Source organism: Kitasatospora sp. cg17-2 (assembly GCF_054031055.1).
Genome location: NZ_CM132923.1, coordinates 3,878,704 through 3,896,986, shown reverse-complemented (window position 1 = coordinate 3,896,986; position 18,283 = coordinate 3,878,704). Strand labels below are relative to the sequence as shown.

Genomic DNA, 18,283 nt, shown 5'->3' with positions numbered 1-18,283 from the left:
GCCGGGGCGGGACGGACCGGAGGCGGCTCAGGCGGGCGGCGGGGTGGCCGGGTCGGCGGTGGCCGGGGGCCTGCTGGTGCTCGGGGGCTTGGTGGCGCCGGTGGGCGGTGGCGCGGGGGTGCGGGTCGGTTCCGGGGTCCTGGTGGGGGAGGTGGTGCCCGGTTCGGTGGTGGGTCGGGTGCTGGTGGGCCGGGCGGTGGGGGAGGGCTGCGACTGGGTGGGTTCGGGCCGGGTGGGCGGCACCGGGGTGGGCGGTTCGGGGGTGACGACGGTGATGACCGGGTCCGGCGGGGTGGTGCCGGGGCCGGTGCTCGCGGTGGGCCGGCGGGGGGCGGTCGGGGCCGGGGCGGCGGGGATCGGCGCGCCGCCCGCGCCGTTCGTGCTGCCGGTTCCGCCCGCGGGGGGTGACGGGGCGAGGGCGGCGGACGGGGAGGCCGAGGCCGGCGCGGTGGTGCTCGGGGTGGTGCTCGGGCCGCCGATGACGGGCCACTTGGTGGCCTCGGTGGGCTGGAGGTCGAAGGACCGGACGGCGGTGCCGTCCAGGACGTCGCCCATGTAGCTGGTCCAGATCCGGGTGGGGAAGGCGCCGCCGTTGATCCGGGCGTAGCCGGCGGTGCCGGCCAGCGGTTCCTTGGCGTGGGTCTTCGGGTTCTCCCGGAAGAGTCCGACGGTGGTGGCGAGCTCGGGGGTGTAGCCGGCGAACCAGGCGGAGAGGTTGGCGTCGGTGGTGCCGGTCTTGCCGGCGGCCGGGCGCCCGAGGTCGAGGGCGGCGGCTCCGGTGCCGTGCGGGCCGATGACGTCGCGCAGGACGTCGGTGACGGCGTCGGCGGTGCCCCGGTCGAGGGCGGTGGTGCCGGGCTGCTCGGGCAGGTCCGGTACGTCGAGCTGTCCCGGGCCGGGGTTGACCCGCTCCAGTTTGGCGACCGACCAGGGCCGGTGCGCCTCGCCGTGGTTGGCCAGGGCGGCGTAGACGCCGGCCAGGTCGAGGGCGCTGGGGGTGGCCGTGCCGAGGGTCATCGAGGTGTTGGCCGGGTCCAGGCCGGGCACGTCGGCGGGGATGCCGAGCCGGACGGCGGTCTCCCGGACGTGGGCGAGGCCGGCGTCCACGCCCTCCTGCGCGTAGACCGAGTTGACGGACTTGACCATGGCCTGGCGCAGGGTGATGGAGCCGTAGTCGATGTCGTCCTCGTTGGGCGGCGCGTACGGGGTGGGGGCGTCGGTGACGGGGCGTTCGCTGGTGCCGTCGTAGTGGGTCTCGGTGCTGATCGGGAGGCCGTCGGAGCTGCTGCCCCGGTGGGAGCTGATCCCGGCGGCGAGGTCGATCGGTTTGAAGGTGGAGCCGATCTGGTTGTCCTGGCGCAGTGCGTCGTTGTAGGGCTGTTTGGCGTAGTCGGGGCCGCCGTAGACGGCGACGACGCGGCCGGTGGCGGGTTCGACGGAGGCGCCGGCGACCCGGACGTCGGTGTCGGTGGCGGGCCGGGCGGAGGGGTCGAGTTCGCTGGTGAGTTCCTCGTGGACGGCGCGCGCGAAGGCGTCCTGCTTGTCCTGGTCGAAGGTGGTGGTGATGCGCCAGCCGCCGGCCCTGAGGGTGGCGGAGTCGAGGATGCGGTTGGTGACGAGGTAGTCGTCGGCGACGCCGACCAGGTAGCCGGCCTGGCCGGCCAGGCCGGTGGCGGGCTGGGGGTCGATCGGGTCGGGGAAGGCGGTGTCGGCGCGTTCGGTGGCGCTGATGAAGCCGAGCTGGACCATGCCGTCGAGGGTGTACTGCCAGCGGGCGAGGGCGCGTTCGCGGTTGGCGGGGGTGGCGGTCTTCACGTCGTAGGCGCTGGGGGCCTGGAGCAGGGCGGCGAGGTAGGCGCTCTGCGGGAGGGTGAGTTCGGAGACGTCGACGCCGTAGTAGGCGCGGGCGGCGCTCTGGATGCCGTAGGCGCCCCGGCCGAAGTAGCTGGTGTTGAGGTAGCCGGCGAGGATCTCGTTCTTGTCGCGCTGCTGGTCGACCTTGAGGGCGATCAGGAGTTCGCGGCCCTTGCGTTCGATGGTCCGGCTCTGGGTGAGGTAGTAGTTCTTGACGTACTGCTGGGTGATGGTGGAGCCGCCCTGCATGCCCTGGCCGGTCAGGGTGTTCCAGCCGGCCCGGACCATGCCCTTCAGGTCGATGCCGCGGTTCTGGTAGAAGGTGCGGTCCTCGGCGGAGACGACGGCCTGCCGGGTGCTGACGGGGATCCGTTCGATGTCGACATCGGTGCGGTTGACGGCCCCGGTGCGGGCGATCTCGGTGACGCCGTCGGCGTAGAGGTAGACGTTGCTCTGGGCGACGGCCTGGGCGTTGGGGTCGGGCAGCGGGACGATGACGTAGAGCACGGCGAAGGCGCCGACGGCGGTCAGCAGGAGGCCGAGGACGGCGCCGAGGCACATCCGCCAGGTGGGCAGCAGCCGCCGCCGGAGCGGCAGGGCGCGGCGCGCCTCGCGGCGGGCGGCCCGTCTGGCACGGCGGCCGGTGCTCAAGGTCATGCCGAGATTATGTGCTATTTGACCGTCGATCAGGTGGCGGGGCGGGGCCGGGCGGCCGGGGGAAAACCGGGTGCGCGCCGGGTTGTCCGGCGCTACGGTGAAAGGTGCTAACGACATAGCGCGGCCACTTCGGGCTCCGGCCCGTCGCAGCTCCGCCCGTCGGGCCCGGGACCCCCCGGGTGCGGTGGCCGGGGCCGGTCCGGCCTGCGCTCTCGCGGCCAGGGGTCTCCCTGCGCCGCTCTTTGTCGACAAGGAGACAATATGCAGAATGCTGGGCTCCATCCTCCTGATCCCGTCGGCGACCCTCCCGCGCCCCCGCGCCCGCCGCGTCCGGCCGACGCCCCGGGCGGCACCCCCGGGGGCGTGGCGGCGGACCTCTACCCGGCCCTGCGCCTCTACGCGGCCGTCGTCCGGGGCGCGTTCCGGCGCTTCTCCACCTACCGGGCCGCCAGCCTCGCCGGGGCCTTCACCAACACCGTCTTCGGCTTCATCCTCGCCTCCACCTTCCTCGCCCTCTGGCACGCCCGCCCCGGACTCGGCGGCTACGACGAGGTCACCGCGGTCACCTACATCTGGGTCAGCCAGGGCCTGCTGGTCACCGTCGCGGTCATGGGCGGCGGCTTCCAGGACGACGTCCAGGAGCGCTTCCGCAGCGGTGACATCGCCGTCGACCTCTACCGTCCGGTGGACTTCCAGGGCTGGTGGCTGGCCACCGACCTCGGCCGGGCCGCCTTCCACCTGCTCGCCCGGGGCGTGCCGCCGATGCTCGTCGGCTCCCTGGTGTTCCGGATCCGGCTGCCGGAACACCCGCTGACCTGGGTGTACTTCCTGCTCGCCACCCTGCTCGCGGTGGTGGTCAGCTTCGGGGTGCGCTTCCTGGTCTCGCTCACCGGCTTCTGGCTGCAGGACTCCGAGGGCGTGCGCTCGGTGACCCTGGTGGTGTCGATGTTCTTCTCCGGGATGCTGCTGCCGCTCGCGCTCTTCCCCGGCCTGCTCGGCGACCTCGCCCCGCTGCTGCCCTGGGCGGCCCTGGTGAAGGTGCCCACCGACGTCTTCCTGGAGCGGGTCACCGGTCCCGGCCTGCTCGGCGCGCTCGGCTTCCAGCTCGGCTGGGCCGTCGTCCTGCTCGCGGCCGGCCGGCTGGTCCAGCTGCTGGCGACCCGCAAGGTGGTGGTCCAGGGTGGCTGACCAGGCCGTCGTGACCCGGGCGCCGCTGCCCGCCGTCACCCGCGAGTCCCCGGCCGCCCGGGCGGCGTGGGCGGTGCGCTCCTGGTGGCTCGCCGCCGCCATGTGGACCAGGGCGATCATGTCCTACCGGGCGTCGTTCGTGATGATGCTCTGCGCCAACGTCGTGGTGACCTTCCTCGACTTCGTCGTGGTGATCCTGATGTTCCGCCACACCGACACGCTCGGCGGCTGGACCCTGCCCGAACTCGGCTTCCTCTACGGCACCTCGGCGCTGGCCCTCGGCCTGGCGAACCTCTTCGTCGGCTCCATCGACGCCCTGGGAGAGCGGATCCGCACCGGCACGCTGGACATCATGCTGGTCCGGCCCGCGCCCGCGCTCGCCCAGCTGTGCGCCGAGCGGTTCTCGCTGCGCCGGCTCGGCCGGCCCGCCCAGGCGGTGGCCGTGCTGGTCTGGTCGCTGACGGCGCTGGACGTCCACTGGACCTGGGACCGGGTACTGCTGCTGCCGGTCCTGGTGGTCTGCGGCACGCTGATCTTCGCCGCGGTCTTCATCGGCTTCGCCAGCCTCCAGTTCTGGTGGGGCGAGGCCAAGGAGCTCCAGAACTCCTTCACCTACGGCGGCGCCACCGTGCTGCAGTACCCGCCGACCGTCTTCGCCAAGGAACTCGTCGCCGGCACCGTCTTCGGCGTCCCGCTGGCCTTCGTCAACTGGCTGCCGGCGCTGCGGATCCTCGACCGGCCCGACCCGCTGGGCCTGCCCACCGCCTTCCAGTACGCCTCGCCGCTCGCGGCCGTGCTCGCCCTGGCCGTCGCCGGCCTGGCCTGGCGCGCCGGGCTGCGCGCCTACCGCGGCGCCGGCGGCTGACCCCCTCCCCCCGACACCTGAGGAAGCACCATGGCACTGATCGAACTCGACGACGTCCGCCGCACCTTCACCGTCCGCGCCAAGGCCGGCCGGCTGCGGCGCGAGAAGCGCGAGGTGCGCGCCGTCGACGGGCTGACCTTCACCGTCGAGGCCGGCGAGTGCGTCGGCTACATCGGCCCCAACGGCGCCGGCAAGTCCACCACCATCAAGATGCTGACCGGCATCCTCGTCCCCAGCGCCGGACGGCTGCGCGTCGCCGGGGTCGACCCGGCCCGCGAACGCGTCGCGCTGGCCCGCCGGATCGGCGTCGTCTTCGGACAGCGCACCACGCTCTGGTGGGACCTCCCGCTGCGCGACTCCTACGAACTCGCCCGTCGGCTCTACCGGATCCCCGACCACCGATATCGCGCCAACCTGGACCGCTGCGTCGAACTGCTCGACCTCGGCGCGCTGCTCGACACACCCGTCCGCCAGCTCTCGCTCGGCCAGCGGATGCGCGGCGACCTCGCCGCCGCGCTGCTGCACGACCCGCGGGTGCTGTACCTGGACGAGCCGACCATCGGCCTGGACGTGGTCAGCAAGGCCAAGGTGCGGGACTTCCTGCGCGAGGTGAACCGCGACCTCGGCACCACGGTGCTGCTCACCACCCACGATCTCACCGACATCGAGCAGCTGTGCGACCGGGTGATGGTGATCGACCACGGCCGGGTGGTCCACGACGGCGGGTTGGAGGCCCTGCACGCGGCCGGCGACAGCGAGCGGACCCTGGTCGTCGACCTGGCCGGGAGCCACCCGCCGATCGAGGTGCCCGGCGCCCGGGTGGTCCGGGTGGAGGGCCCGCGCCAGTGGCTGGCCTTCCCGGCGCAGGAGAGCGCGGCCCCGGTGGTGGCGGCCGTCGCCGCCCGCTACCTGCTGGTCGACCTGTCGGTGCGGGAGCCGGCGATCGAGGACGTGATCGCCCGGATGTACGCCGAGGTCGCGATCGGCTGAGCGGCCGGGGCCGTCGCCGCCCGGGGCGGGCGTCCGCCGGGCGGTCGGGGCCGTCACTCCGGGGGCCGGGGCGTTCGGTGATCGGCCGGGCGTTCGGCCCGCCTCGCTCGTGCGGGTGGTGGACGTGACCCCACGGCGTGCCGCCGAGTTGACCTTGCATCGCCCGGCGACGCGCCGCCCGCCCCGTTCCGCGGACGGCGCGTCGCCGGGCGGCGACCGCTCGGCGACCCGCGCACCGGAGGGCAGCGCCCGATGACCGTACCCGACGTGACCGTGGTGATCGCGGTCTACAACACCATGCCGTACCTGACCGCCTGTCTGGACTCCCTGGTCCGGCAGACCATCGGGCACGCGCGCATGGAGGTGGTCGCGGTCGACGACGGCTCCACGGACGGCTGCGGCGAACTGCTCGACGGCTACGCGGCCCGGCACCCCGGGCTGTTCCAGGTCGTCCACCAGGCCAACTCCGGGGGCCCGGCCGCGCCGACGAACCGGGGGCTGGCACTCGCCCGCGGCCGCTACGTGCTCTTCCTCGGCGCCGACGACTGGCTCGGTGACGAGGCACTGGAACGGATGGTCGCCTCCGCCGACGAGTGGGGGTCGGACGTCCTGATCCCCAAGCAGATCGGGGTGAACGGCCGGCTGGTCCCGCAGGGCATCTTCGACGCCACCGCCGCCTCGGTCGGCTTCGAGGACTCCGCGCTGGCCTGGGCGCTCGCCGACACCAAGCTGTTCCGGCTGGACCTGATCAGGCGGCACAACCTGGCGCGCAAGGAGGAGCTGAAGGTCTACTCCGACCAGCCCTTCACCCTCGCCGCCTGCCTGCGGGCCCGCCGGATCTCCGTCCTCGCCGACTACGACCACTACTTCCTGGTGCTGCGCGAGGACCGGGGCAACGTCACCCAGCGGGCCGGCGCGCTGGACCGGGTCCGCGGCGTCGCGGCCGTGCAGTGGGTGGCCGCCGAACTGGCCGCTCCCGGCGGGCAGCTGGACGCCATCAGGGCCCGGCACTTCGGCTGGGAGGTGCAGCAACTGCTCCAGGAGGGCCTGCTCGCCCTCGACGCCGGGCTGCGGGACCAGGTCTGCGACGGGGTCGGCGAGCTCGTCCGGCAGTTCGGCGCCCGCGAGGTGTACCACCGGCTCGCGGTGCCCGACCGGATCCGGCTGGAGCTGGCCGCCACCGGGCGGTACCGGGAACTGCGCGAGCTGATCGCGTACGAGGCGGAGCACGGCGCACCGCCGGAGGTGTCGGAGACCGGGGCGGACGGGGTCCGGCGGCGGTACGCGGCCTACCCGGTGTTCCGGGACGGCGCGGTGGGATTGGCGGACGAGCTGTTCCTGCTCGGGGAGGAGCGGGTGGAGGCGCGGGCGCCCGGGGAGGAGTCGGCCGGGCACCGCGAACCGGTGGACCCGGACGCGGGCAGGGAGACCGGGCCGCCGCCGCCCACGCTGGTGCAGCAGCTCTGGCGCGGCGCGGTGCCCGCCCAGGTACGCCGCCGGCTGCGGAGCTACCCGGCCTGGCGCCGGCTCGCCGACGCGGTGACCGCCGACGGCCGGAACGGGGGACGGCGATGAGCGGGCCGGAACAGGGGGCGGCGATGGGTCCGTCGGAACGGGGAACGGCGATGGGTCGGCCGGAACAGGGGACGGCGACGGGCCGGCCGGAACGGGGGACGGCGATGGGTCCGCTCGACATCTGCGTGGTGGGTCTGGGCAAGCTCGGTCTGCCGCTCGCCGTCCAGTTCGCCGCCAAGGGCCACCGGGTGACCGGCGCCGACGTCGCCCCGCCGGTGGTCGAGGCGGTGAACCAGGGCCGGCCGCCGTTCCCCCGCGAGGCCGGACTGGACGAGGCGCTCAAGCGGGTGGTCGCCGAGGGCCGACTGCGCGCCACCACCGACACCTCGGCCGCCGTCGCCGGGGCCGAGGCGGTCGTCCTGGTCGTCCCGCTGGTCACCGCCGCCGACGGCACGCCCGACTTCACCCTGCTCGACGCCGCCACCGACGCGGTCGCGGCCGGGCTGCGCCGGGGCACGCTGGTCAGCTACGAGACCACCCTGCCGGTGGGCGTCACCCGGGGCCGGTGGGCGCCGCGGCTGGCGGCCGGCTCCGGGCTGACCCCGGGCCGGGACTTCGCGCTGGTCTTCAGCCCGGAGCGGGTCCGCACCGGCCGGGTCTTCGCCGATCTGCGCCGCTACCCCAAGCTGGTCGGCGGGACCGATCCGGCTGCCACCCGGCGCGGCGCCGAGTTCTACCGGGCGGTGCTGGACTTCGACCCGCGCCCCGAGCTGGCGGCGCAGGGTCGGCCGAACGGCGTGTGGGAGCTGGAGTCCGCCGAGGCGGCGGAGTTCGCCAAGCTGGCCGAGACCACCTACCGGGACGTCAACATCGCGCTGGCCAACCAGTTCGCCCGGTACGCGGACCGGATCGGGGTGGACTTCGCCGCCGTCGCCGACGCCTGCAACTCGCAGCCGTTCAGCCATCTGCACCGGCCGGGCATCGCGGTCGGCGGACACTGCATCCCGGTCTACCCGCGGCTCTACCTGTGGAACGACCCCTCGGCGACGGTGGTCCGGGCGGCCCGGGCGGCCAACCTGGAGATGCCGGGCTACGCGGTCGGGGTGCTGGACGGCGCGCTGGAGGGCGGGATCGCCGGACAGGGCGTGCTGGTGCTCGGCGCCGCGTACCGGGGCGGGGTCAAGGAGACCGCCTACTCGGGGGTGTTCCCGCTGGTGGAGGCGCTGCGGGCGGCGGGCGCCCGGCCGTACGTGGCCGACCCGCTGTACCCGGCGGGGGAACTGACGGCGCTGGGCCTGCCCGCGCACGGGGGCGAGCCGGTGGCGGCGGCGGTGCTGCAGGCGGACCACCCGGAGTACCGCGAGCTGGCCCCGGCCGACCTGCCGGGCGTCAGGGTGCTGCTGGACGGCCGACGGTGCACCGAGGCCGACCGCTGGGCGGGCGTGGCGGGGGTGCGCCGGATCGTGCTCGGGGGCGCCTGAGGCCGGGTGCCCGCCCGCCCCACCGACCCGCGCGGGGCGGGCGCGATGGCCGACCGGCGCGCGGCCACCGGACGCGCCGTCCGTTCGCGCCGGGCAACGGGCAGACTGGCGGGGTGAGCGACGAAGCCTTGAGCGGAACCGGCCCCGGGATGCGGTTCACCGCGGCCGACGAGGAGAAGAGACGCGGCGTCCGCCGGATGAAGACCATCGCGACCGGCCTGCTGGCCTTCGCGACCCTGGTCTTCGCCCTGGCCACCTGGGCGAAGTCGGCCGGCGCCGGCGCCTGGGCCGGCTATCTGGCGGCCGCCGCCGAGGCCGGCATGGTCGGTGCGCTGGCCGACTGGTTCGCGGTGACCGCGCTGTTCCGGCGCCCCTTCGGGCTGCCCATCCCGCACACCGCGATCATCCCGACCAAGAAGGACTCCTTCGGCCGGTCGCTGGGCGACTTCGTCGGGGAGAACTTCCTCTCCGGCCAGGTGGTGCGCGAGCGGCTCGCTGCGCTCGGCATCGCCCGCCGGCTCGGCGAGTGGCTGGCCGCGCCCGGCAGCGCCGAACGGGTCACCAAGGAGGCCTCGGCGGCGCTGCGCGGTGTGCTGGCGGTGCTCCGCGACGACGACGTGCAGGCGGTCGTCGCCGAGGCGGTGACCCGGCGGGCCGCGGCCACCTCGGTCGCCGAGCCGGCCGGCCGGATGCTCGGCAAGGTGGTCGCGGACGGCGGCCACCACGGGGTGGTCGACCTGATCGCCGTCCGGGCGCACGACTGGCTGGCCGAGAACCACGCCGAGGTGGTCCAGCGGGTCACCCAGAAGACCCCCGGCTGGACCCCGAAGTTCCTCGACCACCAGGTCGGCGAACGGGTCTACAAGGAGCTGATGCGGTTCGTCACCGACATCAGGGACGACCAGGAGCACCCGGCGCGCGGCGCGATCGACAACTTCCTCGCCGACTTCGCGACCGAGCTGCAGACCGACCCGGAGACCATCGCCCGGGTCGAGCGGGCCAAGGGCGAGCTGCTCGTCAGGCCCGAGGTGCAGGAGCTGATCGCCTCCACCTGGGCGGCCGTCCGCTCGCTGGTGCTGAACGCCGCCGAGGACGAGGACAGCGAGCTGCGCCGGCGCATCCGCGAGGGCGTGCGAACCTTTGGTGCGCGCCTGGCCACCGACCCCAAGCTCCAGGCCAAGGCGGACGGCTGGCTGCAGGACGCCGCCCAGTACCTGGTCGGCACCTACCGCACCGAGATCACCTCGCTGATCTCCGAGACGGTGGCGGGCTGGGACGCCGACGACGCCTCGCGCAAGATCGAGGCCAATGTCGGCCGGGACCTCCAGTTCATCCGGATCAACGGCACGGTGGTCGGCGCGCTGGCCGGGCTGCTGATCCACTCGGTGGCGGTCGCGTTCGGCGGCTGAGACAGCGGCGGTGTCTCCAACCGAAGCTTGAGACACCGCCCCCGGATGGGCTCTGACCTGCGAAAACACTCCTGGCGGTGCCCGGAGACGCGGTGGGACGGCGGAAAACGGTTCGGCGGCCCCGGCGGCGTGCGCCACAGTGGTCCCAGCAGGTTCCGCGGCACGGTGATCGACCGGGGCGCGGATCCGCCCGCAGATGGACGACGCGGTGGCGGGCGGTGCGGTGGGGACAGCGGGCGGCACGGGGGTGTGCCCGCCGCTCCCACCGCACCACCCGCCTCTATCCTTGCCAGCACCACCTCGTACGCGCGTAGAAGTACGCGCGGCGCGGCGGCTCGTCGAGGCAGAGGAAGAAAGGGCACCACCGTGGTCCAGCCGGACGGAAGTCGGATCGGAACCCCCAGCAGCAACCCCGCGGACGTCGCGGACCGCTCCATCGAGGCGTTCATCGCCGCGATGCCGAAGGCGGAACTGCACGTCCACCACGTCGGATCGGCCTCGCCCCGGGTGGTCGCCGAACTCGCCGCCCGGCACGAGGGCCGGACCAGGGTGCCCCTCGATCCGGCGGCCCTCGCCGAGTACTTCACCTTCACCGACTTCGCGCACTTCATCGAGGTCTACCTGAGCGTCGTGGACCTGGTCCGGGACGCCGAGGACGTCCGCGCCCTCACCTACGGCGTCGCCGAGGACATGGCCCGGCAGAACATCCGCTACGCCGAGCTGACCGTCACCCCGTACTCCTCGGTCAGCCGCGGCATTCCCGACGTCGCCTTCATGGAGGCCATCGAGGACGCCCGCCACCGCGCCGAGAAGGAGCTCGGGGTGGTGCTCCGCTGGTGCTTCGACATCCCCGGCGAGGCCGGCCTCGCGGCCGCGGAGGAGACCGCCAGGCTCGCCGTCGACCTGGCGCCCGAGGGCCTGGTCAGCTTCGGCCTCGGCGGCCCGGAGATCGGCGTCCCGCGCCCGCAGTTCAAGCCCTACTTCGACCGGGCGCGGGCGGCCGGCCTGCGCAGCGTCCCGCACGCCGGGGAGACCACCGGGCCGGAGACGGTCTGGGACGCGCTGCGGGTGCTCGGCGCCGAGCGGATCGGCCACGGCACCCAGGCGGTGAAGGACCGGGCGCTGGTCGACCACCTGGGCGAGCACCGGATCCCGCTGGAGGTCTGCCCGACCTCCAACATCGCCACCCGGGCGGTGGAGCGGATCGAGGACCACCCGATCAAGCGGATGGTCGACGCCGGGCTGCTGGTGACCGTTAACAGCGACGACCCGCCGATGTTCGGCACCGACCTCAACACCGAGTACGCGGTGGCGGCGCGGCTGCTCGGCCTGGACGAGGCCGGGGTGGCCGGGCTGGCGAAGAACGCGGTCGAGGCGTCCTTCCTGGATGCCACCGGCAAGGCCCGGCTGGCCGGGGAGATCGACGCCCACCTGGCCCGGTGGCGCCAGGTCTGAGTCAGGGCCTGAGTCCGAGTTCGAGTCCGGGCTGAGCCCGAGCTGCGGCTTGCCGCGGCTCCGGGGCCCCGTCGGCGGTCGCCGGCGGGGCCTTCGGCGTTTCCGGGCGGGGCCGCCCGCCAGAGGTGGCGCCATTCACTCGTTCGAGTGGTGCCAAGAAGTGGCGCCAAATCGCTCGACATGGCGCCATGCGTGTGCCATTCTTCTGGACATGGACCTCACGCCGTACGTCGACAATCTCCGGCACGAGCTCGCGGTGGCCGCGGGTGCGGGCGGGGACGAAGCACGCGCTCTGGCCGAGCGCCTGACCCTGCCGCTGGAGTCGGCCGCCCGGCTCACGCTGCTGAACGCGCTCTCCGCCGCGATGGGGGAGGTGACCAGGGAGCTGGCCCCCGGATCGGTGGACGTCCGGCTGCGCGGGCTGGATCCGGAGTTCGTGGTCACCGTGCCGTCGAGCGGCGACTCGTTCCACGGGCCGGGGCCGTTCCACGAGACGGGGCCGGTCGGGCCCGGGCCGGTGGCGCCGTCGATGGTGCCACCGGTGGCGCCGCCCGGTGCGGCCGGGGAGGGCGAGGACGGCACCACCGCCCGGATCAACTTCCGGCTCCCTGGTCACCTCAAGGCCCGGGTCGAGGAGGCCGCCGGACAGGAGGGCCTCTCCGTCAACGCCTGGCTGGTCCGGGCCGTCGCCGCCGCGCTGGAGCCGGCCGCGCCCGCCAGGCCCGGGCCGAGGACCGGCCGCGGGGTCGGTCAGGGCTTCACGGGCTGGGTCCGCTAACACTCGGCCCCGCTCCCTCGAACATCCGTCAGTCACCCCTTTCACCTGCGGAAACGCAGCACAGAGCCACTAGGACGGAACAGCCATGCCTTCTTTCGACACCCCGGGCCCGATCCGCGCCACCCTGCGCTTCGACATCGGCTCGGTCCGGATCGCGGCCGCCAAGCGCACCGACACCCTGGTCGAGGTCCGCCCGACCGACCCCGGCGCCGCGCTGGACGTCCGGCTCGCCGAGCAGGCCACGGTCTCGTGCGCCGACGGCACGCTGGTCGTCAAGGTCCCGAAGAAGCGCGGGATCTTCGGGAAGACGGGATCGGTGGACATCACCGTCGAGGTCCCGGTCGGGTCCTCGGTGGACGCCGACGCGCCGATGGGCGACTTCGATCTGGAGGGCGTGTTCGGCGACTGCCGGATCAGGACGTCGGTCGGCCGGATCCGGATCGACGAGGCGGCGGCCGTCGACCTGAGGAACGAGCTCGGGGAGGTCCGACTGGGGCGGGCCGACGGGGACGCCGAGGTGGCGTCCTCGGGCCGGATAGACATCGGCACCGTCGGGGGTGCGCTGAAGATCAAGAACCTCAACGGCGAGACCGTCGTCGGGGAGGTCGGCGGCGAGCTGCGGGCCGAGGCGGCCAACGGCGCCGTCACCGTCGGCACCGCGCTGGCCGGGGCCGACCTCCGGTCCGCCAACGGCAGCCTGCGGATCGGCGAGCTCGTCCGGGGCCGCGCCGCGCTGGAGACCGCCATCGGCACCGTAGAGGTCGGCATCGCCGAGGGCACCGCCGCCTGGCTCGACGTGCACACCGAGGTCGGCTCGGTCCGGAACGCCCTGGACGCCTCGGACGCGCCCGCCGGGGCGACCGGGGAGACCGTCCGGATCACGGCCCGCACCCAGGTCGGTGACATCGTGATCCGGCGCGCCTGAGCGGCACCGCGGTGCCGTCCTTGAGACCGCCCGCGGCCGCCCGGACGGGGGGCGGCCGCGGGCTCCGGGGAGCGGGAGGTGCGGGAGGCCCGGGGCCGGTCGGCGCGGCGTACGGGTCGGTACGGCGGACGGGTCGGTACGGCGGACGGGTCGTTAGGGCGGGGACCGGCCGACCGGGGTCAGCGCGGCAGGCGCAGTGCCAGGCCGTCGAGGATGACCTCCAGGCCGTAGTTGAACTTCTGGTCGCGCAGGGCCTCGGGATTCGCCACGGCGTCGGCCGCGGTGGCGGCGAAGGCGTCGGCGAGGAAGTCGTGCCCGGCCACCGCCTCCGCGGTGGAGGGCATCAACCGGGCGATGAACTCGCCCTCGGTGTCGCCGCTCCTGGCCACCGTGGTGAGGAAGGCCGCCTCGGTGGTGCTCATCCCGAGGACGTAGGAGAGCAGGGTGTCGATGGCCCGCGAGGGCTCGGGGAAGCCGGCGGCCGAGAAGAGCGCGGCCATCCGCTCCGACACCGTCAACAGGTTGGGGCCCAGGTAGACCAGGCCGGCCTGGCCGATGACCGAGCCCAGCCAGCGGTGGCGCAGCGTCGTGGCCCGGAAGGATTCGCAGGTCAGGGCGACATTGGAGCGCCAGTCGGCGGCATCCGGGTCCGGGACGGGGATCTCGCCGAACACCTCGTCCACCGCGAGCTCGATCAGCTCGTCCTTGGTGGCGACGTGCCGGTAGAGCGAGGTCGCGCCGGCGTTGAGCCGGGCGCCGAGCTTGCGCATGGACAGCGCCTCGACGCCGTCGGCGTCGAGCATCGCGATCGCCTCGCGGACGATCGTGTCCCGGTTGAGCGCGGGCTGTTCGGGCTCCCGCTGCTGCCGGGCCCACACGGACGGGATCGGGTTCGTCGCCTTGGCGGCCACCGGCTGGTCCTCCTTGGAATCGGTAACGGAAATCCCTGCGTACACCGTTCGCATCAAGCGTACAGGAGGCAGGGTTGCGCACACTGTTCCGGCGTGCGTACAGTGTTCGCATCGACGGTACATCGTACGCATCGGGCGTACTTCGGAGGGGAAAAGACATGGAAGGCCGTAACCCACGGCGCTGGTGGATCCTGCTCGTGCTGTGCCTCAGCACGCTCGTCCTGGTGGTCGACAGCATGGCGCTCACCGTGGCGGTGCCGTCGATGACCGAGGACCTCAAGGCCACCGCGCAGGACACGCAGTGGATCCTCGACTCCTACATCCTGGTCTTCGCCGGCCTGCTGCTGACCTCGGGAAGCCTCGGCGACCGGTTCGGCCGACGGAAGGTGATGATCGCCGGCCTGGTGCTCTTCGGTGCGGCCTCGCTGGCGGCGACGCTCTGCACCAACCCCGGTGAGGTCATCGCGAGCCGGGTGGCGATGGGCGTGGGCGGCGCGCTGATCATGCCCTCGACGCTGTCGATCCTCATCACCGTCTTCGACGAGGACGAGCGGGGCAAGGCCATGGCGGCCTGGGGCTCGGTCTCGATGCTCGGCCTGGTCGGCAGCCCGGTGCTGGGCGGCGTGCTGATCGACCACTTCTCCTGGCACTCGATCTTCTTCATCAACGTGCCGGTGGTGGTCGTGGCGATCACGGCCGCGCTGCTCCTGATGCCCGAGTCCAAGGGCCCCTGGCAGAAGCCGGACCCGCTGGGCGCGGTCCTCTCGGCGGTCGGCATGACGGCGCTGATCTGGTGGATCATCGAGATCCCGAAGCACGGCGCGTTCGGCGGCGCCTCGCTGGTCTCCCTGCTGGTCGCGGTCGGTGCCCTCGGCGGCTTCGTGTTCTGGGAGAACAGGGTCGCGGAGCCGATGGTGCCGCTGGCGCTCTTCAAGAAGCGCAACTTCAGCGGCGGTTCGCTCTCGCTGACCCTGGTGCAGATCGGCAACGGCGGCCTGCTGCTGGTCCTCACCCAATACCTGCAGTTCGTGCTGGACTACTCGCCGGTCAAGGCGGGCACGGCCTTCGTGCCGATGGCGGTCGCCGCGCTGATCGGCAACGGCGCCGGCGCCGGGCTGAGCGCGAAGACCGGCCACCGGCCGCTGGTCCTGGTCGGCATGGCCCTGATGGCCGGCTCGTTCGTCCTGCTCAGCACGGTCGACGCGGACACCGGCTTCACCGTCCCGGCGGTGGCGCTGGGCCTGCTCGGCCTGGGGGCCGGCCTCGCGATGCCGGCCGCGGTCGGCGCGCTGATGAGCGAGATCCCGGCCGAGAAGGCGGGCGTCGGCTCCGCGCTCAACGACACCATCCAGCAGGCCGGCACCGCGCTGGGCATCGCGATCCTCGGTTCCCTGCTGGCCAGCGGCTACGCGGACAAGATGCCGGCCGGCTCCTCCGAGCAGGCCAAGCAGTCGATCGTCGGTGCGCTGGCCGAGGCCAAGGGCGACCCCACCGCGGTGCACGCCGCCCGGGAGGCGTTCACCTCGGCGATGTCGACCACGCTCATGGTGAGCGCGGCGGGTGTCCTGGCGGCGGCCCTGGTGGCGGCGCTGGTGCTGCGGAACCGGAAGCCGGGCGCTGCCGCCGAGGCTCCCGGGGCGGCCAAGGAGGACGTGGCGGCCGAGCTGGCGGTCTGACCGGCACGCGCACGCGAAAGGCCGGCACCCCGTCACGGGGGCCGGCCTTCGGCGTACCTGGGCGTAGCTCGGCGCACCTGCGAGTGCTCGGAGTGCGACCTCAGAGCACGATGTAGTCGGCCTTGTCGTTCCAGCTGCCGCCGTAGGGGTAGCTGAGGCTGGTGAGGTTGTAGCAGTTGCCGTTCCACAGGTAGACCGACGGGTCCGGCTGCAGGGTGCGGTCGTCGTAGAGCGTCAGGTCCCCGCCGTTGCGGAACACGCAGGCGGAGCTGGCCCGGTCGCGGAAGGACCAGTCGGAGAGGTACTTGGTGCCGGGCTCCGACCAGCGCAGCAGCAGGCCGGAGAAGTTGATGTCCTCCCAGAGGCAGGCCCAGCCCGACGGGCAGTCCGAGGTGGACTGCGCCACCTGGCCGCCGGTGGCGGGGGCCGAGGCGCCGGCGGCCTTGGCCTCCTGCACGGCGAGGGCGGCCGCAGGGTCGAGGGTGGTGAGCGCCCGGTCGGCCTCGGCGACACTGTCGTGGCAGTACACCGCGCCGCCCTTCACCTCGGTGCAGACGCTGGCGCCGGCCCAGCCCTTGGCCAGGTCGATCTTCTTGCCCCGGTAGGTGGCGATCACCGGCGTGGACGGCGTTGCCTTCGCCGGGCCGGCGGACTGCGGGACGTCGGCGGACGGGGCCGTCGGAACGGACGGCGCGGGCGTCGCCATGGCCGCCGGGGCCGCGAGCGCGAGCGCGCCGGCGACAGCGGTGACGACGGCGAGCGTGCGGAAGGAACGCACGGTCAGCTTCTCCCTTGGTGAGTCGTGGCAGGACAGTGCTGCCACGACCCAACGCCGGATCCGCCGTTCGCACAATAGTTCCGACGAGGACCGGACAATGGCTGACCGAATTCGGTCATTGGCTTGATTCTGCGGTCTCGATCGCGACCCCCTCGCCCGGAGCGCCCACGATGCCCTGCGCGACCAGCGCGACGGAGTTCACCTCGTCCCCGGCCCGGCCCCACGGACCGTCCTTCACGAGCACGGCGCGCTTGCCCAGCAGCCGCATCGTCCGCTGGTCGAAGATCCACTCGAACCGGGTGCCGTCGTGCACCCGGGCGACGGCCACCCCGTGGCGTCCGACCGCGTCGACCGCGTCGTCGACGGTCGTCACACCGGGGATCCGGCCCGCCGCCCGGTACAGGGCGGCGGAGACGGCGGGCGGCGCGACCGCGTTGCACAGCAGGTCGCCGATGGTGACGAAGGCCTCCTGGTCGGAACCGGTGGTCGAAGCGGACCCGGCGCCGTGGTTGTACCCGGCATCGGCGTAGATGAGCTTGGTCAGGGCCTCGGGCTCGCTCGGCAGACCGGCCAGCATCCGGTAGCTGGGCGCGTTCAGGGAGACCGGGTCCGGCGCGGGAAGCTGCTGCTCACCGCCGTCCCGGCGCTGGAGGCCCGGGCGGGCGCCGTTCACCGCCGTCCACCGCTCGATGTTCGTCGTCGTGGTGCTGCGCTGCATCGAACCGTCGGCGGACTCCGCCAGCGCGGTGGTGTGGCCGACGGTCCTGATGTAGGTGTACTGGCTGTCCTGGGCCGAGGGCTGCGGCTGGGTGTAGGCGACCCTGGCGATCCGGTCGAGGAGTTCCACGGAGGCGGCGGTGGCGGGCGGCGCCTCCTCCGTGGAGGAGGGTTCCGGGGCGAGCGTCATCGCCGTGATGGCCGCGGCGGTCGCGACGGCGGTCACCAGGACCAGGCCCCGCCACCGGGTGGTGAGACCGGAGAAGGGACGGGGCCGGGCGAACTCGGTGAGCAGGAAGTCACGGCGGTCGGCCAGTTGCGAGAGCGAGGGTTCCAAGTGGGGCGGCGGGGGGAGCAGCCGGGCGAGTTCACGGCGCTCGTAGTGCTCGTCCCACTCGGTGTGGTCGGTGCGTGGGTTGGTCATGGCCGCCTTTCCTGGTGGTGGCCCACGGACTGATGACTGATGGTGAGACCGGCGGGCGTCGACGAGGCGGAGGGGACCCGTGGCGCGGGGGGATCCTCGGCGTCGACGATCCGGCGGAGCTTGTCCCGGACCCGGGAGAGCCGGGAGCGGACGGTGCCGACGGGTATGCCCAGCGCCTCGGCGGCCTCCGCGTAGCCGAGCCCCGACCAGACGACGAGCGTGAAGACCTCGCGCTCGGGAACGGCGAGCTGGTCGAGCGCGCGGACGGCGGCAGCGGCCGTATTGGCGTCGGTGATCCGGCCGACCACCTCGTCGGCGAAGTCGGGGATCGGATCGCGGCGGGGGAGGCGGGACATCGCGTCACGGTGCCGGCGCGCCGTCCGGGCGGTGTTGCGGAGCACATTGGTGGCGATGGCCAGCAGCCACGCCCGGGGGTGGAGCACCTCGTCGCGGAGCTTCTTCCGGAGCCGCCAGGCTTCGAGGAAGGTCAGCGAGACGATGTCGTCCGCGAGGTCGCGGTCCCCGGTCGATCTGTACGCGTGCGCGAAGACCGTGCGAGCGTGCTGATCGTAGAGCTCGGCGAAGATCTGGCGCTCGCCGGCCTGCGTCTGCTTACTGGACAAGGAGGACTCCACGCAGATCTGGTGTCCGCAGGGCGGA

15 protein-coding genes are annotated in these 18,283 nt (G+C 73.6%); 10 read left to right on the top strand and 5 right to left on the bottom strand.

The window, feature by feature from the left end; translation table 11 throughout:
* Positions 1–27: 27 nt before the first annotated feature.
* Complete coding sequence (locus ACW14Y_RS16090; protein ID WP_456987304.1) at positions 28–2,511, bottom strand: transglycosylase domain-containing protein; 2,484 nt, start codon at positions 2,509–2,511, stop codon at positions 28–30.
* Positions 2,512–2,898: 387 nt separating this feature from the next.
* Between ACW14Y_RS16090 and ACW14Y_RS16085 the strand changes: the two genes are divergently transcribed.
* The 9 genes from ACW14Y_RS16085 (at position 2,899) to ACW14Y_RS16045 (ending at position 13,117) form a co-directional block, all read left to right on the top strand.
* Positions 2,899–3,699: an ABC transporter permease gene (locus ACW14Y_RS16085; RefSeq protein WP_380300105.1), complete on the top strand. Its 801-nt coding sequence runs from the start codon at positions 2,899–2,901 to the stop codon at positions 3,697–3,699.
* Positions 3,692–4,564 (top strand): ABC transporter permease, encoded by an 873-nt coding sequence (locus tag ACW14Y_RS16080; protein WP_380300093.1) that lies wholly within the window; start codon positions 3,692–3,694, stop codon positions 4,562–4,564. Before ACW14Y_RS16085 ends, ACW14Y_RS16080 begins: the two co-directional genes overlap by 8 nt.
* A gap of 30 nt (positions 4,565–4,594) precedes the next feature.
* Positions 4,595–5,554, top strand: coding sequence for an ABC transporter ATP-binding protein (locus tag ACW14Y_RS16075; RefSeq protein ID WP_456987301.1), 960 nt, complete (start codon positions 4,595–4,597; stop codon positions 5,552–5,554).
* Positions 5,555–5,806: 252 nt separating this feature from the next.
* The gene (locus ACW14Y_RS16070) at positions 5,807–7,129 is read left to right on the top strand and encodes a glycosyltransferase family 2 protein (RefSeq protein WP_456987299.1); all 1,323 of its coding nucleotides are present in this window, start codon (positions 5,807–5,809) and stop codon (positions 7,127–7,129) included.
* A 104-nt stretch (positions 7,130–7,233) separates the two neighbouring features.
* Positions 7,234–8,550, top strand: a complete 1,317-nt coding sequence (locus ACW14Y_RS16065) for a nucleotide sugar dehydrogenase (protein ID WP_380443686.1) — start codon at positions 7,234–7,236, stop codon at positions 8,548–8,550.
* A 113-nt stretch (positions 8,551–8,663) separates the two neighbouring features.
* Positions 8,664–9,959 carry a DUF445 domain-containing protein gene (locus tag ACW14Y_RS16060; protein ID WP_456987297.1) on the top strand — a complete coding sequence of 432 codons (1,296 nt, stop codon included), beginning with the start codon at positions 8,664–8,666 and terminating at the stop codon, positions 9,957–9,959.
* Positions 9,960–10,415: 456 nt separating this feature from the next.
* On the top strand, positions 10,416–11,414 hold the full coding sequence (locus ACW14Y_RS16055; protein ID WP_456988181.1) for an adenosine deaminase family protein: 999 nt from the start codon (positions 10,416–10,418) through the stop codon (positions 11,412–11,414).
* A 211-nt stretch (positions 11,415–11,625) separates the two neighbouring features.
* On the top strand, positions 11,626–12,192 hold the full coding sequence (locus ACW14Y_RS16050; RefSeq protein ID WP_380443684.1) for a hypothetical protein: 567 nt from the start codon (positions 11,626–11,628) through the stop codon (positions 12,190–12,192).
* 85 nt (positions 12,193–12,277) lie between these two features.
* A complete protein-coding gene (locus tag ACW14Y_RS16045; RefSeq protein ID WP_456987294.1) occupies positions 12,278–13,117 on the top strand; it encodes a DUF4097 family beta strand repeat-containing protein in 840 nt (279 codons plus the stop codon).
* A gap of 179 nt (positions 13,118–13,296) precedes the next feature.
* Here the strand turns inward: ACW14Y_RS16045 and ACW14Y_RS16040 are convergent, their stop codons facing one another.
* Entirely contained in the window at positions 13,297–14,028 is a 732-nt protein-coding gene (locus ACW14Y_RS16040; protein ID WP_380300079.1) for a TetR/AcrR family transcriptional regulator, read from the bottom strand.
* Positions 14,029–14,186: 158 nt separating this feature from the next.
* Between ACW14Y_RS16040 and ACW14Y_RS16035 the strand changes: the two genes are divergently transcribed.
* On the top strand, positions 14,187–15,704 hold the full coding sequence (locus ACW14Y_RS16035; RefSeq protein ID WP_456987292.1) for an MFS transporter: 1,518 nt from the start codon (positions 14,187–14,189) through the stop codon (positions 15,702–15,704).
* A gap of 100 nt (positions 15,705–15,804) precedes the next feature.
* Here the strand turns inward: ACW14Y_RS16035 and ACW14Y_RS16030 are convergent, their stop codons facing one another.
* From ACW14Y_RS16030 to ACW14Y_RS16020, 3 genes are all read right to left on the bottom strand, one after another.
* Positions 15,805–16,482, bottom strand: a complete 678-nt coding sequence (locus ACW14Y_RS16030) for a peptidase inhibitor family I36 protein (protein WP_380300075.1) — start codon at positions 16,480–16,482, stop codon at positions 15,805–15,807.
* A gap of 115 nt (positions 16,483–16,597) precedes the next feature.
* Positions 16,598–17,623 carry a CU044_5270 family protein gene (locus ACW14Y_RS16025; protein WP_380300073.1) on the bottom strand — a complete coding sequence of 342 codons (1,026 nt, stop codon included), beginning with the start codon at positions 17,621–17,623 and terminating at the stop codon, positions 16,598–16,600.
* Positions 17,620–18,246: an RNA polymerase sigma factor gene (locus ACW14Y_RS16020; RefSeq protein WP_380300071.1), complete on the bottom strand. Its 627-nt coding sequence runs from the start codon at positions 18,244–18,246 to the stop codon at positions 17,620–17,622. The genes ACW14Y_RS16025 and ACW14Y_RS16020 overlap by 4 nt, the downstream gene beginning before the upstream one ends.
* Positions 18,247–18,283 lie beyond the last annotated feature (37 nt).